We start from the raw sequence: 21,216 nt of genomic DNA, 5'->3' as shown, positions 1-21,216 counted from the left end.
GGCACGCTTCTCGCTGTACTTCGTACAGGAGCCGGCGCTACATCCGGTTTGGCAGTCACAATTTGCAATGGACGACTAGGGTTCCGGTTTGCGCCGCGGCATCGCCGCACACAAACGCTGGTCCGAGAGTTGTCGACCTCAGGCGAGGTTACACGGCGGGATAAAAGCCCGGGAGAGAACGCGACACGTCGCGCCGCTCCTACCGCTATCAATCCGCCACACTGGGGTCATCCATATGCGCAAACTTCGTTTTTTCGCCAGCGTTGTCGCTGCTTTCGCGGTTCTCTCCTCCTCCCCCTCGTTCGCTGCCGGCCGGACCGACTTCAAGGTCTGCTGGACCATTTACGCCGGCTGGATGCCGTGGGGCGAAGCGAAGACACAAGGCATCGTGTCCAAATGGGCCAGGAAATACGGCATTCATGTCGATGTCGTGCAACTGAACGACTACGTCGAGTCGATCAACCAGTACACCGCCGGCAAATTCGACGGCTGCACGATGACGAACATGGATGCGTTGACCATTCCCGCCACCGGCGGCGTGGATTCGACCGCGCTGCTCGTCACCGACTTCTCCAATGGCAATGACGGGGTACTGATCAAAGGTTCCGGCAAGAAAGTCGCGGATCTGAAGGGACAGTCCATCAATCTCGTCGAGTTCTCGGTTTCGCATTACCTGCTCGCGCGCGCATTGGAAACCGCGGGACTGAGCGAACGCGATCTCAAGGTCGTCAATACTTCGGACGCCGATATTTCCGCCGCGTTTGCGACTCCCGCAGTCAAGCAGGCCGTGACGTGGAACCCGATGCTTGCCGACCTGAAAGCCAAGCCGAATGTCACGGAGGTCTTCGACTCCAGCAAGATTCCCGGCGAAATCATGGACATGATGGTCGTCAACACGAAGACGCTCCATGACAATCCGGCTCTCGGCAAAGCGCTCACCGGCGCCTGGTTCGAAATGCTCGCGCTGATGCAAGCGAACAGCACGGCCAGCGCAGAGGCGTTGAATTCGATGGCGAAGGCGTCGGGCACCGACCTCGCCGGCTTCAAGAGCCAGCTTTCCACCACTGAACTCTTCTACACGCCGAAGGCCGCGCTCGCCTTCGCGACCAGCGCGAACCTGCCGACAACCATGACGCGCGTCGCCAAATTTTCCTTCGACCACGGTCTGCTCGGTCAAGGCGCGGCCGACGCCAACGCCGTCGGCATGGAATTCGGCAATGGCGTGGTCGTCGGCAACAGAAACAACATCAAGCTGCGCTTCGATCCTGCCTATGTCCGGATGGCCGCGGACGGCAAGCTCTAAGTCAGATACCTGAACCACAAGGTTCCGTCATGCGACTGATCAATCGATATCCGGGGAGAAGTAGCGCCCTGATGCTACTGCTCATGCCATTCGTCGTGCTCGTGGTGGTTTATTTCACGAGCTCGTCGGCGCGACTCGCCGCGAACCCGGAAGACAAACTGCTGCCCAGTGCCGCGCAAATGGCCGACGCGGTCAAGCAGTACGCGTTCACCGAAGACAAGCGCACCGGAGAACATCTGCTGTGGACCGACACGCGTTCCAGCGTGCGGCGCCTCGCAATCGGACTCGCGGCAAGCGCGGCGATCGCATTGGCCGTCAGCATCGCGACCGGCAGCATTCCGGCCGTCACGGCAGCACTGTCGCCGTTCATCACCGTGATTTCGATGATTCCGCCGCTCGCGCTGCTGCCTATTCTGTTCATCGTATTCGGCCTGGACGAATTGTCGAAGGTCGTACTGATCATCATCGGTATTACGCCGATGATGATTCGCGATCTTCAGCAGCGCGCCCGCGACATACCGAACGAGTTATGGGTCAAGGCGCAGACACTCGGCGCGACGAGCTGGACGCTGATACTGCGCATGATCGTTCCGCAGCTATTGCCGCGTCTTCTCGTTGCGTTGCGCTTATCGCTTTGCTCGGCCTGGCTGTTTCTGATTGCCGCTGAAGCCATCGCGTCCACCGACGGCCTCGGTTACCGCATCTTTCTCGTGCGCCGCTATCTGACCATGGACGTGATTCTGCCGTACGTCCTGTGGATCACGCTGCTCGCATGGCTGATGGACGAAGCATTGCGGCGCCTCGCGAAATACGCCTTCCCGTGGTACGGCGGAGGCTCGCGATGATCGAAGTCCGCAACGTCTGGAAAGAATACGGCGAACAGGTCGTGCTCGAACGGCTCGATCTGAAAATTGAAAAAGGCGAGTTCTGCTCGATGGTCGGCGCGTCGGGTTGCGGCAAGTCGACGTTTCTCCGACTTCTTCTCGGCCAGGAGCGCGTCACGCGCGGCGAGATTCTGCTCGACGGAAAAGCGCTGCCCGGAGAACCGGATGCGGATCGCGGCGTGGTGTTCCAGCGCTATTCCGTATTCGACCATCTGACCGTGATGCGCAACGTGCTGCTCGGACTCGAGTTACCGCGGGCCAGATGGACCGGCCGCCTGTTCGGACAGCGCCGCCGCTCAGCCCAGGATGAGGCGGTTACGATGCTCGATAAGGTCGGACTCGGCAGCTCGCTCGACAAGTACCCGCATCAATTGTCGGGCGGCATGCAACAGCGGCTCGCCATTGCGCAGGCGTTGATCATGAAACCGCGCGTGTTGCTGCTGGACGAACCCTTCGGCGCGCTCGACCCGGGCATTCGCAAAGATATGCACGAATTGCTGCTGAATTTATGGCGCGAATCCAGCTTGACGATCTTCATGGTCACGCACGATCTGAAAGAGGGCTTCGCGCTCGGCAGCCGCGTCCTCGTATTCGACAAGGTACGTGTCGACCCGCAAGCGCCGAATGCCTATGGCGCGCGCATCACCTACAACATTCCGCTCGACCACAGCCGCGATTGCCCGCCTGCTCTTCGCATGGCGCAAGCCGCTGTTGAAGGTGCGTCGCGTGCTGCCGCCGTAGCGGCTTGAGATGAGACCTATGGACACCTTACTCGAAGAAAACGTTGCGGGCGGCGCTCACACGTCGCTCATCGTCAAACGCGGACAGTCGCTGCGTATCACCGATTTGCGCGGCGGCGCCAACGTCAGCGTCATGCTGCTCAACGCCCAGGAAAAGAGCGAGCGCCTGAATCTGCCCGATACGCTCAAATGCCAGCACACAGCGAAAATTACCGCCGGCCACTGCCTCTATTCCGACATGGGACGCGTGCTCGCAGCCGTCGTCGCGGATACGTGCGGCTGGCACGACACACTTTGCGGCGTATCCAACGCGGAGGAAGTGCAGCAGAAGTACGGCGTGGGGCGCTATCAGGAATTGCGCAATGCGTTCTATCGCAACGGCACAGACAACCTGCTCGTGGAAATGGGCAAGTGGGGCCTTGGCCTGCCCGATCTCCTGATGACCCTGAACCTGTTCAGCCGGGTCGACGTCACTGACGAAGGGACACTGAGCTTTGTTGCCGACAACTCGACCGCCGGCGATTACGTCGAGTTATATGCGCCGATGAACACACTCGTGATCCTCACCGCGGTCCAGCATCCTCTGGACCCGCACCCCGAATACGCGCCGAAGCCCATCAAGCTCACGCTCAGTGCCGCGGACGCGAGCGTCGCTGAACTGTGCCGCACTTCATGCGATGAAAACGTCCGTGGGTTCATCAATACCGAACGTTTCTTTCTCTGACCGGAGCACCTATGACGATAAAGACGCTCACCGAAAGCACGCTCGATCCGGCTCACGCCATTTTCCGCGAAACGCTGGCCGCCGGAGAACCCTGGCTAAAAGAAGTCAAGGCGGGGCAGACCCTGCGCATTCTCGACCTGGAAGGCAATCAGGCCGTCGACACGCTGTTCTACAGCGCCGTCGATCCGCGCGAACGATACGACGCACAACGCACGCTGCGGCGCCAGCGCAGCCTCTACCTGACGACCGGAACGGTCTTGTATTCGAATCTCGGCAACCCGCTTTTGACGATCATTGCAGACACCTGTGGCCGTCACGACACGTTGGGCGGCGCCTGCGCGCAGGAAAGCAATACCGTGCGTTATGCGCTGGAAAAGCGCTACATGCACAGCTGCCGCGACAATTACCTGAGAGCCTGCGCGCACGACGGCCGTTTGTCGAAGCGCGATATCGGCGCGAACGTCAACTTCTTCATGAACGTTCCCGTCACGGCAAGCGGCGGACTGACTTTCGAAGACGGCATCTCCGCGCCCGGCAAATACGTCGAAATGCGTGCGGAAATGGACGTGATCGTACTTATCTCCAACTGTCCGCAGCTCAACAATCCCTGCAACGCCTACAACCCCACACCCGCGGAGCTATTGATATGGAACTGAGCACATTGCGCCGCTGGCTATATGAAGTCATGCGGGTGCGCGCGGAGCGTTATTGGGCGCCAAGTTCTTCAACCGCGGTATCGCACCAACCGGTCAAACACTAAATAACCGGCTGCATTGTCTGCCGATCTGCCGTGGACGGCCACGGCATGCACGCTCACGGCGGGACGGCCCGCCCATGTTTCTGTGCCATTCCATGTTCGAAAAAGTTCTCATAGCCAATCGCGGCGCCATTGCCTGCCGCATTCTGCGCACGCTGCGCGAACTTGATGTGACGGGTGTTGCCGTCTACAGCGAAGCCGATCGCGCCAGTCTGCACGTGACTCAGGCCGCGCGTGCCCACAGTCTTGGCGAGGGCGCTGCGGCAACGACCTATCTCGACATCGCGAAGATACTGTCGCTCGCGCGCGCCGAAGGCGTACAGGCCATACACCCGGGTTACGGCTTCCTGTCGGAGAACGCGGCATTCGCCGAAGCTTGCGAAGCCGCCGGCATTGCATTTATCGGACCGACGCCGAAACAACTGCGTGAGTTCGGACTCAAGCACACTGCACGCGCGATTGCCGCGTCACAAGGCGTGCCGATGCTGGAAGGCACGGGCCTGCTCGACGATCTCGCCGCCGCACTCGATGCCGCGGCGCGAATCGGCTACCCGGTCATGCTGAAAAGCACGGCGGGCGGCGGCGGCATCGGCATGCGTGTCTGTAGCAGTCCAGAAGAACTGAGCGCGCACTTCGACGCGGTAAAACGCCTTGGCCAGAACAATTTCAGCGACGCGGGCGTGTTCCTCGAAAAGTACATCGAGCGCGCGCGCCATCTCGAAGTTCAGGTTTTCGGCGACGGCCAGGGCGATGCCATTGCACTGGGCGTGCGCGATTGCTCGGTTCAACGGCGCAACCAGAAAGTACTCGAAGAAACGCCCGCGCCGAACCTGCCTGACGGAATGGCCGCTGCGCTCTGCGAGGCGGCACTCAAACTCGCCAAGGCCGTTCATTACCGCTCGGCCGGAACCGTCGAATTCGTCTATGACGCGCTCGCGCAAAAGTTCTATTTCCTTGAAGTCAACACGCGGCTGCAAGTCGAGCACGGCGTGACTGAACAGGTCTGGAAAGTCGACCTCGTGCGCTGGATGATCGAACTCGCGGCCGGCACACTCGCGCCGCTTTCTGTTCTCGCGAGCGGCCTTCAGCCGGAAGGTCATGCAATCCAGGCACGCCTGTATGCGGAAGATCCGGGTCGCGACTTTAAACCGAGCCCCGGACTTGTGACCGATGTGGCCTTTCCCGCAGCGGACGGAAAGAATCTGCGCATCGATACGTGGATTGAAGCGGGTTGCGATGTGCCGCCCTATTTCGATCCCATGCTTGCGAAGCTGATTGCGTGGTCGCCGACCCGCGATGAGGCGCGTCGCGCGCTCGGCGATGCGCTCGCCCGCACGCGGCTGTATGGTGTGGAGACGAACCGCGACTATCTCCGGCAGATTATCGACGACACGCCGTTTGCCAGCGGCGAGCCGTGGACCCGCTGTCTGGAAACGCTGCGCTATCGCGCGGCGACTCTGGAGGTGCTGAGCGGCGGCACGCAGACCACTGTACAGGACTATCCGGGCCGGCTCGGCTATTGGGCAGTCGGCATCCCGCCCTCAGGGCCCATGGACAGCCGCGCGTTGCGGCTCGCGAATACCTTGCTCGGCAATGAAGCCGGCGCGGCCGCGCTCGAAATCACCATGAGCGGACCGACGCTTCGTTTCAACACGGACGCCGTCGTCGCCATCACCGGTGCCGTGTTGCCGGTCACACTCGACGACCAGCCGATTCCGATGAACACCGCGGTGCTCGTGCCCGCAGGCGCGACGCTCACGCTCGGCACCATACGAGGCACGGGCGCGCGGGCCTACCTGTCGGTGCGCGGCGGATTCGACGTGGCGACGTATCTGGGCAGCCGCAGCACCTTCACGCTGGGACAGTTCGGCGGCCACGGCGGCCGCGCGCTGCGGGCAGGCGACGTGCTGCATCTTTATCCGCTGACCGACCGCACGAGCGGCACACGTTTGCCGACGGCGCTGACGGCGGCGCTGCCGGACGTGCGGGTGCTGCGCGTCATATACGGCCCGCACGGCGCGCCGGAGTACTTCTCGCCCGACTATGTGACGCGCTTTTTCGACACCGAATGGGAAATCCATTTTAATTCGAGCCGCACCGGCGTGCGTCTGATTGGACCCAAGCCCGAGTGGGCGCGTGAGGACGGCGGCGAAGCGGGGCTGCATCCGTCGAACATTCACGACAATCCGTATGCCGTGGGAGCGGTGGATTTCACCGGCGACATGCCCGTTATTCTCGGCCCCGATGGGCCGAGTCTCGGCGGCTTTGTGTGCCCGGTCACGATCATCGAGGCGGACCTGTGGCAAATCGGTCAGCTCAAAGCCGGCGACAAGGTGCGCTTCGTGCCGGTGAGCATAGACACGGCCCGCGCAGCCGCGCAGCGCCTCCATCTCGAGACTACATTACTCGGGGCTCAATTCACAGCGGCAGGTGTCGACGCAGCACAATTGCCACAAGCGTACACGCTGGGCTCGCCGATCGTGCTCGACGTGGGCGCCGGCCGCGAGCGACTGCTTGCTCGACTGTCGGGCGACACGCATCTTCTGTTGGAAGTGGGTCCCGCGGAGCTGGATCTCGAACTGCGATTCCGCGCGCATGCATTGATGCAGTCGCTCGAATCACTGCGGCTTGACGGCGTAATCGACCTCACGCCGGGTATTCGCTCGTTGCAGGTTCACTATCGGCCCGATGTTCTCCCGCTGAATACACTGCTGGAGACGGTTGCGAATACCTGGAACAAAGTACTGCTCGTAGAAGATTTGCGAGTACCGTCGCGCATTGTTTATCTGCCGCTCTCGTGGGACGACCCCGCTTGTCAGCTCGCAATCGACAAGTACATGACCACCGTCAGAAAAGACGCGCCGTGGTGTCCCAGCAATCTGGAGTTTATTCGCCGCATCAATGATCTCGAATCGATCGACGCGCTCAAACAGATCGTCTTCGAAGCAAGCTATCTGGTGATGGGTCTCGGCGACGTCTACCTCGGCGCGCCGGTCGCGACTCCGCTCGATCCGCGTCATCGGCTGGTCACGACAAAGTACAACCCGGCGCGGACGTGGACGGCGGAGAACTCGGTCGGAATCGGCGGTGCGTACCTTTGCGTCTACGGTATGGAAGGGCCCGGCGGCTATCAGTTCGTGGGACGCACGCTGCAGATGTGGAACCGCTTTCGGCAAACAGCGGACTTTGCCGGCGAGCCGTATCTGTTGCGCTTTTTCGATCAGATCCGCTTCTACGAAGTACCCGCTGACGAACTGCTGCGGATTCGCGAGGACTTTCCGCTTGGCCGTTACCCGCTGCGGATCGAAACGACGGAACTGTCACTGACCGACTACCTGAGCTTTCTCGAGCGCGAAGCGGACGGCATCGCTCAATTCCGTTCGCGGCAGCGCGCGGCATTCCAGGCGGAACGGCAACGCTGGGAAGGCACCGAGCATGTCGACGCAGCAATGGACACACCCATTGCTTCAGACGCGGCGAGCGCGCCTCTTGCCGACGACCAGATCGCCGTCGACAGCGAGATCGCGGGCAATCTCTGGCAGGTACACGTGAAGCCGGGCCAGTCCGTGGCAGCAGGCGACGTGCTGCTCATCATCGAATCGATGAAGATGGAAATCGCCGTGACCGCGCAATGCGCCGGCGTGATCGACGAAGTGCACGTCGCGCCCGGCTCGCCGGTGAAGGCGGGACAGCGTGTGGTCGTCATGAGCCGCGCGTGATGGCGCGCCGCAACCGTTTCAGCTCGCGTACTGTGCAGCGGAACATTCTCGGGAATCTCGCATGACTTCTTTCGACCTGCGTCTTTCGACCTTGCGCGATCACTATCGCAGCGGCGAGACGACGCCACGCGCGTTGATCGCGCAAGTACTTGCGCGCGCCGCATCGCTGAATGACGAATACCGTCTGTTCATACGGCTACTTTCCGAAGCGGAACTCGAACCGTATCTGGCGCGCCTGGACGAATTTAACGCGGACTCCTTACCGCTTTACGGCGTTCCATTCGCCATCAAGGACAATATCGATCTTGCCGGCATCCCGACCACTGCGGCGTGTCCCGCATTCGCCTATGTGCCGGCCGAATCGGCCACGCTCGTAGGCCAATTGATTGCGCTCGGCGCCGTGCCCATCGGCAAAACGAATCTCGATCAGTTCGCAACCGGTTTGAACGGCACGCGGTCGCCGTACGGCAAATGCCGCAACAGCGTGCTGCCTGACTATCCGTCGGGCGGTTCAAGTTCCGGTTCGTCGCTGGCCGTCGCGCTCGGGGTGGCGAGTTTTGCACTCGGCACCGACACCGCCGGTTCCGGACGCGTGCCCGCCGCGCTCAACAACCTCGTCGGACTGAAAGCGACCAAAGGTCTGCTTTCCACTGCGGGCGTCGTACCGGCATGCCGAACGTTGGACTGCGTAACCTATTTCACCGCGACGGCACAAGAAGCGAGCGAGCTCTTTGCACTAACCGCATCAGCCGATCCCGCCGATGCCTATAGCCGCGCGAACCCGCAATGGAACGATGCGAGCGCATTCGGCAAGCCGGCGAATTTCCGCTTCGGCGTGCCACAGCAACTGGAATTTTCGGGCTGCAACGAAAGCCCGGAACTCCTCGCTCACGTGCGATCGACGCTCGAAGCGATCGGCGGAGAAGCAATCGAAATCGACTTTGAGCCGTTTCTCGAAGCGGCGAGGCTTCTCTATGAAGGACCGTGGGTGGCCGAGCGCTATAGCGTAGTGGGCCCTCTGATGGAAGCCCAACCCGATGCCGTGCTGCCCGTCATTCGCGATGTACTCGCAAAAGCGCCGGGCGCAAGCGCCGTGGAGCTTTTTCGCGCGCAGTATAGGCTGCAAGAACTCAAGAAGCAGTGCGATGCCGTTCTTGACGGACTCGACTGCGTGCTCACTCCCGCCTTCCCTCGCCCGGTCACGCTTGCGGAACTCGAAGAGGACCCCGTTAGCGCGAATTCGCTGCTCGGCTACTACACCAATTTCATGAACCTGCTCGACTATGCGGCCGCCGCCGTGCCTGGCGGGTTCATGAAGAATGGACTGCCGTGGGGCGCGACGCTATTCGGGCGCGCATTCACCGATCAGTATCTGCTCGGCGTGGCGGCGAGCCTTCAGCAAGCGCTGGGCTTGCCGACAGTCGGCGGCAATTCGTGCGACTACCGGTTGCCTGCCCCGAGAGCGCGCAACGATCGCGTGCGTATCGTGGTGTGCGGCGCGCATCTGGAAGGGCTGCCGTTGAATGGGCAGTTGACGAGGCGCGGCGCACGCCTCGTCGGAAAAACGACCAGTTCGCCGGATTACCGGCTCTATGCACTGCCCGGCGGAGGGATTCAGCGGCCAGCCATGGCGCGCGTGCGTGAGGGAGGCGCGGCGATTGCCGTCGAAGTATGGGAGTTGCCGAGTATGGAACTCGGCTCGTTTATCGGCGCAATCCCCGCGCCATTGGGCCTCGGAAAAGTGGAACTCGCAGATGGGACATGGGAGACCGGGTTCATCTGCGAGCAGAACGGTCTGCACGATGCGGTGGATATCACGCATGCCGGCGGCTGGCGTGCGTGGTTAGCGGAGTCGGCAGGCTGAGCTGTGAAATGAGCGAGCATCGCCCGCTCCTCACGATGCAGCCGCTTTGCCGGCTCGCGCTCACATCACTTGCGCCCCTCCACGGTGATGGACACATAGCGATCCTGTTGCAGACACGCAATCAGTGCGCGCGCGTCGCCCTCCGCGCAATGCGTTCGCGGCTCGCTTGAGCCGACACCCTTCGCGTGAATGATGCTGCCGTCCAACCCGTGTGCCACGAGATAGCCGCGCACGGTGTTGGCGCGCGCGAGCGACAACGGCCCGTTGATCGATTCGGGACCGAGCCTGTCGGTATGGCCCACCACCGTGACGGCACTCACGTGCTCGTGTTGGCGGATGCGCGCGGCGATCTCGTCGAGTCTGGCTTTGGCGGCCGGCAACATGGACTCGGGCGACGACTTGCCGAACGGGAACAGCGCATCGCTTTCCAGCGAGAAGTTCTCCAGCGTGGCGGCCTGAGCCGCAACCGCACCGGTTTCGGCGGGCGCTTTGTTGCTCAGCGCCTCGCCGCATTTGAAGTGCAGAACGCGCGGGTCGCTCCGTGGGTCGTCGGCAGTACGAACCACATCGATCCTGTCGATCACCTGAACCGGCTTGTCGCCGCAGATGCGCCGCGCGACGTCCATGCAGGTCGATGCGCCTTCGAACAGTCCGTGACACTCGGCGCGATATATTCTCGCGCCGTTGCGCCAGTCGACCGAATACGCGTTGTAGGTTGGACCGCTCCCTGCCGTGCATCCGGTCACGACGAGCACGGCGGCAGACAACAGGCTTGCTAAAAAGAGTCGTTTCATCAGGTACTCCATAGACTGTGTGTAGCGAAGAACGCAGGGCGCGCCGCAGCGGCCCCGCCTTCACGACTTACCATTGCATGGCCGCGCCGACGCCGACCGTCGTGCCGCCGGGACTCATGCCGACGCCGGCCTTCATCTTCACGTTCTCGGTGAGGCGCGCCGTGCCGCCAATCGCCACCGCCTGATAGCCGCGGAAACCCGCCGTGCCGATACCGAGCGACAGCGTCTTGTCCTTGTCGACTTCCGGAATCATCGTGAGCGCGGTGGCTGCCGCGATGCCCGAATACGCGTTGCGCGCCGTCGAGTTGATGCCGTTCTGCAACTCGTTCATGCGTGCATCCGTGTAAGCGTTGGCCTGGGACAGCGCGGCGTTCAGCTGCTGGACGTTGACGGCATCCGTGGGCGCGGTGCCGGCGGCGACATTGATGACCTGCCGGTTCGTCCCCGCGGAGCCGACCGCCACCACATTCGCGCGGCCGCCGTCGTTGCTGTCCGTGCCGAGCGCGGTCGACCCGGCGCCCGTCGACGTTGCGCCTGCGCCCACCGCGGTCGAGCCGGTGCCCGACGCAGTCGATCCATTGCCGACCGCCGAGCTGTTCGTACCGGACGCCACGGCGCCCTGGCCACCCGCCGACGAGTTCGACCCCGAGGGCGTCGGCGGCGTCGGCGTGCCGGGCGACGACGAGAAGCTGCCGCCGTTGTTGACCGTCTGCTGGTTGATGAGCGTCGTCAGGCGGCTTGCCACTGCATCGAGCTGCGATACGTTCACGGCGTCCGTGCCGGCTTTGCCCGCCGCAAGGCCCGTGATCTGCCGGTTGCCGATGTTCACCTCGCCCGCCGACGACTGCGGACTGCTCAGCCCATACGCGATGTAGTTGCTCAACGCGCCGACCGTCGTCACGGATCCTGCGCCCAACGCGACGCTGTTCGCGGAGGTGGCGCTCGCACCGGCGCCCAGCGCGAGCGCGTCGATTGCGCTGCTGTGCGAGGCCGAGCCAATGGCGACGGAACCCGCATTCGCCGCGCTCGCGTTGGCGCCCTGAGCAATCGACTGCGCACCGCTCGCCACCGAGCCGCTGCCGAGCGCAATCGCGTCGGCCTGCGCCGAACTCGCCGCCTGACCGATGGCAACGCCGCCCGGCGCAGTGGAGTCGACAATGGCGCCGTTGCCCATGCCCACGCCGTTGTCGCCGTTGACCACGGTGGTTGGGCCAACCGCAATGGACTCCGCGCCGACCGCCAGTGAATCCGCTGCCGTCGAATTCGCGTGGAAGTACAGCTGTCCGGTCACCGCAAAGGACGAAAGCGCACCGGCCAACTGGCGGATGGTGACCGCGTCATGCGCCTGCGTACCGTCGGCGACATTCGTCAACTGACGATACGTGTTGCCGCTTGCGCTGCCGAACGACACCGCGCCGAGCAACGTCTGGTCCGCTGTGTTGAATGGAATCGAGTGCGTGCCGTTGGCAATCGAGCCCACACCCGACAGCACCGCGCGGTCCGACACGGAACCCGAGCCAATCGCGACGCCGCCCGCCACCGATGCGCTCGACAGCGCGCCCAGCGCCACCGCGTTGTTCGCAAGCGCGGTCGCGCCATTGCCGCCGGCAAAGCTGCTCGCGCCGCTCGCCGTGGCCGCCACGCCCGCCGCCAGGGCGTTGAGGCCCGTCGCGCCGTCGTTGTTGTAGTTGGCGCCTTGCGTGCCGCCGTCGTTGACGCTGTAATAGTGCTTGGCGTTTGCCGTCACCACGCTCGCGAGGTTGTCGACTGCCTGGTCGGTCGCGTAGAGCTGCGAGCCGTTCACGGCGTCCGTGCTGCTCCCGCTTACGCGGCCCGCGGCCACGTTGGTCACCGTGCGCTCGTGACCGACGCTGCCGACACTGACCGTGCTCGTCGGCGACGTGCCGGCATAGGAGTAAGCCGTGCCGTTGATGGTGTCGCCCGTGGTCGCCACGGCGGCGGCGCTCGTGGAGCCGCTGCCGAGCGCCACATCGTTCGCATTGTTCGCGGATGCGCCCTGGCCGAGCGCCGTGCTGCCGGCGCCCGTGGCCGTCGCGCCGACGCCTGCGGCCAGTGCGTTCGTGCCGGTTGCACCGTCGTTGTTGTAGTTGCCGCCTTGCGTGCCGCCGTCGTTGACGCTGTAGTAGTGCGTCTTGTCGGCGGCGACGGTGGTGGCCAGTGCGTCGATCGCCTGGTTGCTCTGATACAGCTGCGAGCCGTTCACGGCGTCCGTGCTGGTCGCGCTCAGGCTGCCTGCGGCCACGTTCTGGATCTGCCGCTCGGCGCCCGCGGTGCCCACGCTCACCACGCTGGTCGGATTGGTGCCCGCGAAGCCGTAGACCGTACCGTTGATCGTCGTGCTGGCGGTCGGCGTCGGCGTGCCGGTTAGCGATCCTGCGCCCAACGCGACGCTGTTCGCGGAGGTGGCGCTCGCACCGGCGCCCAGCGCGAGCGCGTCGATTGCGCTGCTGTGCGAGGCCGAGCCAATGGCGACGGAACCCGCATTCGCCGCGCTCGCATTCGCGCCCTGAGCAATTGACTGCGCACCGCTCGCCACCGAGCCGCTGCCGAGCGCAATCGCGTCGGCCTGCGCCGAACTCGCCGCCTGACCGATGGCAACGCCGCCCGGCGCAGTGGAGTCGACGATCGCCCCGTTGCCCATGCCCACGCCGTTGTCGCCGTTGACCACGGTGGTTGGGCCAACCGCAATGGACTCCGCGCCGACCGCCAGTGAATCGGCGGCCGTCGAATTCGCGTGGAAGTACATCTGTCCGGTCACCGCAAACGACGAAAGCGCACCGGCCAACTGGCGGATGGTCACCGCGTCATGCGCCTGCGTACCGTCGGCAACATTCGTCAACTGACGATACGTGTTGCCGCTTGCGCTGCCGAACGACACCGCGCCGAGCAGCGTCTGGTCCGCTGTGTTGAATGGAATCGAGTGCGTGCCGTTGGCAATCGAGCCCACACCCGACAGCACCGCGCGATCCGACACGGAACCCGAGCCAATCGCGACGCCGCCCGCCACCGATGCGCTCGACAGCGCGCCCAGCGCCACCGCGTTGTTCGCAAGCGCGGTCGCGCCATTGCCGCCGGCAAAGCTGCTCGCGCCGCTCGCCGTGGCCGCCACGCCCGCCGCCAGGGCGTTGAGGCCCGTCGCGCCGTCGTTGTTGTAGTTGGCGCCTTGCGTGCCGCCGTCGTTGACGCTGTAGTAGTGCGTCTTGTCGGCGGCGACGGTGGTCGCGAGGCTGTCGATCGCCTGGTTGGTCTGGTACAGCTGCGAGCCGTTTACGGCGTCCGTGCTGCTCCCGCTCAGGCTGCCCGCCGCCACGTTCTGGATCTGCCGCTCGGCGCCTGCCGCGCCCACGCTCACGACGCTGGTCGGATTCGCGCCCGCGAAACTGTACACGGTGCCGTTGATCGTCGCGCTGCTGGTCGGCGCGGCGGCCCCGGTCTGCGAGCCCGAGCCGAGCGCGACGTCGCCCGTGTTGTTGGCGACCGCGTTCGGGCCTATCGCGACGCTGTCGGTTCCGAGCGCCTGGCTGTCGGGCGCCGTCGAGTTCGCGTGGAAATACTTGATGCCGGGCGCGCTGCCGCCGCCGGTAATAGCCGTGATGAGATTCTGCACCGAGCTATAGGTGTTGCCGCCATAGCTGAGGCTCGTGGTCAGCGCGCCGGTCGTGCTGTTGTACGTGGTGCCGCCGCCGAGGCTCGACGCCACGCTGTTGCCGAGGTTCGTCACCTGGCCGCCAATCGTGTTGATGGCGGTATCCGCGGCGAAAAGCTGGGAGCCGTTCACCGCGTCCGTGCTGGACGCGCTCACGCGCCCTGCGGCGACATTGGTCAGCTGACGGGGCGCCCCCGCGGTGCCGACGCTGACCACGCCCGCGGGCGCACCGCCTGCGTAAATGACACTTGTGCCGTTGATGGTGCCGCTACCGGTTGGCACCGCGGCGGACGTGACCGTCGACCCCTGGCCCAGCGCCACATTCGAACCGCTGACGCCGCTTGCGATGCTCGCGCCCTGGCCGAGCACGGTGGAATTCGCCACGCCGTTATCCGTGGACTGATTGCCGACGACGAGCGAAGCCGCGCCGCTCGCCGAAGCGCCGAAGCCGCCCGCGGCCGCATTCGCGCCGGAGGAAACCGGTTGCGTCGACGTGACCGAGTTGTTGGACACGAACGGGCCGACGCTGCCGCTCGTCAGGCTGTCGACCGCCTGGTTGGTCGCGTACAGTTCGCTGCCGTTCACTGCGTCCGTGCTCGTCGCGCTCACGCGGCCCGCGGCGAGATTCGTGAGCGTGCGCTCATTGCCCACCGAGCCGATGCTCACCGTGCTGCCGGGCGTCGTGCCTTGCACGGCGCGCGTGACGCCGCCCACGGTGACGGTCGCCGTATCGACGGGCGCCGCGGTCGTGCTGCCGGCGCCGAGCGCCACGGCGTTTGCATTGGTCGCCGATGCGCCCGCGCCCAACGCAATCGCGCCGCCCAGGTTCGCCACGGCGGAATCGCCGAGCGCGAGGGCGCTCGCGCCCGTTGCGTTGCTCGCGTTGCCGAGCGCCACCGCGCCCTGGCCGCTCGCCGTGTTGCCGTTGCCTTGCGCGACCGCGCCGTTGCCGGTTGCCGTGTTGTCCGCGCCCACCGCGATTGCGCCGTTGCCCGTCGCGCTATTCGGATCGCCGATGGCGACGGCGCCGTTGCCGCTCACTGTCTGCGCCTGACCGAGCGCGACCGCGCCGGTCCCGCTCAACACCTGAGAACTGTGGCCACCGGCAATCGAACCGGCACCGGCGGTCGCCGCGACCTTGTTGCTATCGCCGATAGCCACCGTCGACGCAGCGAGCGCCTGCGACGTAAAGCCGATCGCCGTAGCATTGCCGCTGCTCGCGGCTGCCTGGTTGCCCAACGCAACCGCGCTGCTTGCCGACGCCGTTGCATTCGTCCCCATCGCGATAGCGTTCGCATTCGCGCCCGTGGCGGCTGAATCGCCAATCGCAATCGACGACGCGCCGCCCGAACTCGCGCCGGAGCCCATCGCCACCGCGCGAATACCCGAAGCCGCGGCGCCGCCGACGGCCGCGGGCGCGGACGAGCCGCCTTCCGCGACTGAATCGGCCCCGCCGAGAGCGATTGCATTGGCACCGCTCGCGCTCGAACCGTTCATCATGCCGAGCGAATTGAGTCCCGAGGCAGCCGCTCCCGCTCCCAGCGCCACTGCGTTCTGCGCAGTGGCCGAGGCCACCGTGCCGGCCGCCAGCGACGACGCACCGGACGCCCGCACGTCCGTGCCGATGCCGACGGCGCCCGCCGCCGTTGCGCCAGTGCCCGCGACGGTGCGCGCGCCCAGATACACGGCATTGAGCCCGCTGGCGATGGACTGAAAGCCGACGGCGATGGAATGCGTCCCCGAGCCGTTGGCGATATAGCCAAGCGCAACGGCGGCGGCTCCGCTGCCCACCGCCTGATAACCAAACGCGGCAGCATAGTCGCCGGTCGACGTCACGTCCGTGCCGATGGCAATGGACGACTGTCCGCTCGATCCCGTGCCGGCGGCAGTGCGCGCGCCGAGATACAGCGCATTCACACCTGTGGCACTCGCTCCCGAACCCACCGCGACACCGTTTGTTTGCGAGCCGACCGCGCCGCTGCCCACTGCCACCGCGCCCGAGGCGGCGGCGCTCGAACTGGCGCCCATCGCGACACCGTTGTCTCCCGTGGCCTTCGCCGTCGGCCCGACCGCGGTCGACAGGTTGCCGCTTGAAACTGCGTCAACGCCGATACCGATGGCCCCGTTTCCGCTGGCCGTCACATCGGTACCAATGCCGATGGCGGACTCCGCGGTCGCGCCCGTACCCGGAGCAGTGCGCGCGCCCATGTAAATGGTGTTGGTCGTCGATGCAATGGCCTGGAAGCCGAACGATATTGCGTTAAGTCCCGTACTGCTCGCGCCATAGCCCACGGCAGTGGCGCCGCCCCCAGTCGCCGCGGACATGTAGCCCACGCACGTGGTGCTGCCGCTATAAAAGTTGTAGGGCGCCGTCGAGCAACTTGCCTGCGCCAGCGCCTGCGTGCTCCATCCGCCTACGCCCATGGCGAGCAACATGGTGAGCACGCGAGGATTCGCCCCGCGGGGCGCGAGCGGCGCGCACTCGCCTCGTTCACCGTGGCGTCCATCGCAGACCGAGGCAGCCGCCCCTGATTTTCCCTTGCCGCGCGACGTATCCAACTCCGACGCCGCGACGAATGCACCCAGCGCCTTGTTCCAGATGGTCCGATATGCCCTGTTCATGTCGTTGTCTCTCTGAATAATTGAAACGCGATGCTCGTAAGCACAGGCGTGCGCCCGCCTCCTGTTGCTTAGGATGCCTATTTACTGTGCTTAAAACGTCTGCAGTGGTGCGTTGCTTTAGCGCTGGGGTTCCCGAAGTCGCTTATGACCTTGATGAACGACGAACCGCGAATGCGAGCGAAGAACGCTTCGCACACGCCCGGTTCGTGTGCAGAAAGGAAATGCAGACTTCGATCGGAGAGCTGGCTTTCCGACGAGCTGACCGCTGAGACGAATAATCTGCCGCGTTATGAAGGCCCGAACGGACACGGCATAGCGGCTGCGATTGGGCCGAGAAGCGCCAACTGCCGGCCTTGATATTGTTTTTTTACCGAGCATGTGCCCGGACTTTTTCCGCCTCGGATACTCATGGTTGCCTGCCCCTGATGTCGCATCATTTCGTTTCGCCGGCGCTTAATGGCTTCATGTGTTTTGCCACGCGCAAGCGCTGTTTTAATCAAATGAATGAGCACTATGTGAGACGAGCTTCGACCTGCCCGGGTTAGATGTGGTGCCTCTCCCGAGGTGTTGCGTAAGAAAAGGAAAGATGCGTGCTCATGGCAACTTTCTCATAAGACTTTTTATTTGTCCACGGAAAGCCCGCGACTATTTTCGGGGTATTGCAAGATTTGACAATTAAAGAAGCGGTCGCAATTGGGGCTCATTCACGAAACTGTCTCGCAGTTATGCATGGCGGGGTGGAATTGGGAGAGAACCCTCACTGTGAGTCGGGAGAGTGCGACGCGCGAGTACGGGATTGCTATTGCGCCAACGGTCACCTTACAAAGTGCCGTTCGCTGCGTATGCATTTTTTAATACATTTCCCAGCTAAATGGCAGCGGTTGATTAATACTTTTTTGTCGCTATTTTGAGCAACGCACAAGCAGTATTTTTTACATCATGCTTTGCGCGGATAGGCGACACGTTGCAGTGACGGAAATGGCAATGATGCGAAAAGAAGTACACCGCGATGCCCGCATAACGCGAGACATCGCGGTGGCGTCATACCATGCTCAAAGCTGATTTTGACTTACCAGCGATAGCCCACGCCGGCGCCCGCGCCCACGGAGCCGTGACCGGACACGCCCGTCGTCACCGAGCCTTTGACCATCCATTTGGCGGTCGCGATAGAAAGCCCGACGGCCATCGCGCTCTGTCCGCCGTAGGTTCCGGCACCCATCGCGACAACCTTCTCACCGGGCAACACGGCCTGCGGCAGGTTGGCCATTGCAATGGCGCTCGCCGAGCCGGCGTTCGCGTCGCGGCGATACTTCTGCATGTCGTCGCGAACGCTGTTCACTGCGCTATTCAATTGACGCACGTTCACAGCGTCGGTCGGAGCCGTACCGTCCGCAACGTTGGTGATCTGACGCTCAGCACCCGGTGCACCGACCGAAACCGTGTTGTCCCGGTCTGCGACTGAATTTGCACCCAGGGCAACCGAATTGTTCGCGGTGACCTGAGAGTTCGTGCCCACTGCCGTGCCGTTCGCGCCGGTGACACTCGCACCATCGCCGATTGCGGTTCCATTCGTTGCCGTGACTTTGGAACCTGTGCCAATGGCCGTTGCACGCGCTGCCGTGACAGTCGAGTTCGTGCCGATCGCCGTTCCATCGTTGCCCGAAACATTCGAACCGGTGCCGATGGCGGTGCCGTTCTGCACGGACACGACCGAGTTCGTGCCCACTGCAGTGCCCGTGGGATCAGCCGTGGTACCGGTCGAGCCGGTGGTCGACAGCGTGTTGACGGTGGTGGTGAGCGACGTGAGGTTATTGGAGAGTGCCGCAACCTGGGAGGCCACCGAGAAAAGCTGCGAGCCGTTCACGGCGTCCGTGCTGGTCGCGCTGATCTGACCCGCGGCGACGTTTTGCAACTGGTGCTCCTGACCGACGGCGCCGATACTCACCACGCCGAGCGGCGTGGAGCCGGCGAAACCACTGAACGTCACTCCATTCAGCGTGACGCTATTCACGTTCGTTGCGGCGCGCGTGACCGCGCCGGAACCGAGCGCGGTCGATTCGTTGGTCGAAGCGACGGCTGCGTTACCGATCGCGATCGAATTTGCCCCTGTCGCCTGTGTGAGCGTGCCCAGCGCAATCGCGTTGGCCGATGCGGCATTCGCGCTAAATCCGACCGCGATAGAAGTAGCCGCTGATGCAGTTGTCGACTGGCCAAGTGCAATAGCCGATCCCCCGCTGGCCAAGCTCGAGTTGCCGATTGCCGTGCTGCTGCCGCCGCTTGCCGTAGCCGACACACCCACTGCCGTGGCTGCTTGAGACGCCTTCGACAGAGAGCCTAACGCAGTGGCACCGGCGTTATTCGCTGCCGCTCCGCCGCCGAACGCTACCGCGTTGTTTCCGATTGCAGTTGTATCAGCGCCTACTGCCGTAGCGCCGCCACCATTCGCGGTCGCCGCATCTCCAATCGACAAGGCATTACCTCCATTTGCACTGGACGCCATGCCGAAGGCCTCGTTATTCTGACTGCCATCGCTGCCCGCCGTGGCGGGAGAGGTGCCTCCAGTTGCAGCAGGACCTGCACTGTTGGAGACGCTCGCCCCGTTGCTACCTCCCGACGCATAGTTGTCTGCGTATGCCTGCCCTGCGGGCAGAAACGCCACCGCCGCCAGTATCGCTAGCGACAGCTTTGATTGCAGCAGGGTAGCCGCTCGTCGCGTCTCCACTTTCGGTCCTTCCGCCCGGCTGCCGCGTTGCATCTCGCCTGCAGCGACTCGCGTCTCAACTCCGCTATTCGAAACCACCCTGTGTCGGCTCATGTTCATTGCGTTTTCCGTTCTGACTTCTGTAGTGGACAAAAGGATTTCCTTTCGCTCTCTCCGTGGCGGCGTCTATGGCAACAACCTCGTATGCCCGCGCCTCCGATGGCCCGCGTCCGCCGCCTGAATCGCTGCAGACCGGAACCATTCCTTACCAGCGACATCCCATGAAACTTCTGGAAATGCCGTGTAAGAGTCAGCGGAATTATGGGTAGCGCAATTCGCCTACTCGTTTGCGCGAGCGGCAAATTGCTTTGCTGGAGAGAAAATTCTTTCTTCATCCGCCATGAACCTGGTCGTCTAACGCCATCCTTCGCGAGTTCTCATGCGAAGCGAATCGGCGTCGTTCGCAACGAACCTCGCCAGGCCGCGAAATTCAGCCCGAAATATGTATCTGTTATTCTTCGCGCCGCTGTTGGGTCTCTGAGCCGATATCAGCCGACGCTCAACCCACTATGTGGTCGTCAATCAACCCCGAGAACGTCACCCGCAAGGTGTGTCCCCTTTAACGATGCCGCCTCTGAATACCGCCCTCGCAGGTGCCCATCTTCTTGTTGTGGACGATCAGCCGGACCAGCTTCGATTGTTAATTGACGTTTTACGACATGCCGGATGCCGGATCAGCGTGGGATTCGACGGATCGCAGGCCTATGAACGCGCGCTCGCCATTTCGCCCGATCTGATCCTGATGGACGTGCGCATGCCGCGCATGGATGGCTTCGCGGCTTGCCGGCTTCTGGCCGCGGACGCTCGCACGTCCGCGATTCCCGTCATTTTCCTCACGGTGGCCGGCGATCTGGACGAGCGTCTGAACGGACTGGAGATCGGCGCAGTCGACTATGTGTTAAAGCCATTCGACGCCGCCGAGGTGCTCGCGCGGATTCGCGTGCACCTTGTGCGCGCAGGCGGCAAGCGGGAAGTTCAGGACGACGGGTTCGCCGTCGACACCACCGGCAACGGCGTACTCGTTCGCGCCGCCATCCAGCATCTGTCGCAAAGACTGAACGATCCGCCGACGGTCGAGCATCTCGCGCGTTTGCTGGGAACGAATGAAAAGCGCCTGTCGCGCGCCTTTCGCGAGAACCTCGGCCAAACGGTGTTCGAGTACCTTCGGGAAGAGCGCCTGCGGGTCGCGCAAACGCTCTTGAGCACGACGCCTTTGAGTATTGCGAGCATCGCCGAAGAAATTGGCTTTTCCAGCGCCGCGAATTTCGCCACGGCATTTCGCGAGCGATTCGGGGTAACGCCGTCGGCGTATCGCGACGAACATCGCATTCAAGGCGCCGCGGACTCGAACCAGCCAGCCGCCGATGCAGACTGACTTCAC

General features: G+C 63.6%; 11 protein-coding genes and 1 riboswitch. Of the genes, 8 read left to right on the top strand and 3 right to left on the bottom strand.

Annotation, left to right across the window (positions count from 1 at the left end):
* Positions 1-64: 64 nt before the first annotated feature.
* Positions 65-177: riboswitch (guanidine-I (ykkC/yxkD leader) on the top strand.
* 58 nt (positions 178-235) lie between these two features.
* The 7 genes from ACEN8U_RS03470 to atzF all read left to right on the top strand — a co-directional run bounded on the left by ACEN8U_RS03470 (position 236) and on the right by atzF (position 9,991).
* Positions 236-1,303 (top strand): putative urea ABC transporter substrate-binding protein, encoded by a 1,068-nt coding sequence (locus tag ACEN8U_RS03470; protein WP_368608150.1) that lies wholly within the window; start codon positions 236-238, stop codon positions 1,301-1,303.
* A gap of 29 nt (positions 1,304-1,332) precedes the next feature.
* The gene (locus ACEN8U_RS03465; protein WP_368608151.1) at positions 1,333-2,148 is read left to right on the top strand and encodes an ABC transporter permease; all 816 of its coding nucleotides are present in this window, start codon (positions 1,333-1,335) and stop codon (positions 2,146-2,148) included.
* Positions 2,145-2,936, top strand: coding sequence for an ABC transporter ATP-binding protein (locus ACEN8U_RS03460; RefSeq protein WP_368608152.1), 792 nt, complete (start codon positions 2,145-2,147; stop codon positions 2,934-2,936). The genes ACEN8U_RS03465 and ACEN8U_RS03460 overlap by 4 nt, the downstream gene beginning before the upstream one ends.
* Before the next feature lie 10 nt (positions 2,937-2,946).
* Positions 2,947-3,651 (top strand): urea amidolyase associated protein UAAP1, encoded by a 705-nt coding sequence (locus tag ACEN8U_RS03455; protein WP_368608153.1) that lies wholly within the window; start codon positions 2,947-2,949, stop codon positions 3,649-3,651.
* Positions 3,652-3,662: 11 nt separating this feature from the next.
* Entirely contained in the window at positions 3,663-4,307 is a 645-nt protein-coding gene (locus tag ACEN8U_RS03450; RefSeq protein ID WP_368608154.1) for an urea amidolyase associated protein UAAP2, read from the top strand.
* 196 nt (positions 4,308-4,503) lie between these two features.
* Entirely contained in the window at positions 4,504-8,127 is a 3,624-nt protein-coding gene (gene uca, locus ACEN8U_RS03445) for an urea carboxylase (protein ID WP_413657302.1), read from the top strand.
* A gap of 61 nt (positions 8,128-8,188) precedes the next feature.
* Positions 8,189-9,991, top strand: a complete 1,803-nt coding sequence (gene atzF / locus ACEN8U_RS03440) for an allophanate hydrolase (RefSeq protein ID WP_368608156.1) — start codon at positions 8,189-8,191, stop codon at positions 9,989-9,991.
* A gap of 65 nt (positions 9,992-10,056) precedes the next feature.
* Here atzF and ACEN8U_RS03435 read toward each other — a convergent pair whose 3' ends face one another.
* The 3 genes from ACEN8U_RS03435 to ACEN8U_RS03425 form a co-directional block, all read right to left on the bottom strand.
* Entirely contained in the window at positions 10,057-10,785 is a 729-nt protein-coding gene (locus ACEN8U_RS03435; RefSeq protein ID WP_368577653.1) for an OmpA family protein, read from the bottom strand.
* Positions 10,786-10,852: 67 nt separating this feature from the next.
* A complete protein-coding gene (locus ACEN8U_RS03430) occupies positions 10,853-17,074 on the bottom strand; it encodes an ESPR-type extended signal peptide-containing protein (RefSeq protein ID WP_368608157.1) in 6,222 nt (2,073 codons plus the stop codon).
* A gap of 1,069 nt (positions 17,075-18,143) precedes the next feature.
* Positions 18,144-19,829, bottom strand: coding sequence for a YadA family autotransporter adhesin (locus ACEN8U_RS03425; protein WP_413657299.1), 1,686 nt, complete (start codon positions 19,827-19,829; stop codon positions 18,144-18,146).
* 571 nt (positions 19,830-20,400) lie between these two features.
* On the opposite strand from ACEN8U_RS03425, the gene ACEN8U_RS03420 reads away from it, so the two are divergent.
* A complete protein-coding gene (locus tag ACEN8U_RS03420) occupies positions 20,401-21,210 on the top strand; it encodes a response regulator (protein ID WP_368608159.1) in 810 nt (269 codons plus the stop codon).
* Positions 21,211-21,216 lie beyond the last annotated feature (6 nt).

This window comes from Paraburkholderia phenoliruptrix, from assembly GCF_047325075.1.
In the GTDB taxonomy this organism is placed as follows: domain Bacteria; phylum Pseudomonadota; class Gammaproteobacteria; order Burkholderiales; family Burkholderiaceae; genus Paraburkholderia; species Paraburkholderia phenoliruptrix.
The sequence above is the reverse complement of the archived record's forward strand: the minus strand, read 5'-3'. Positions and strand labels throughout refer to the sequence as shown.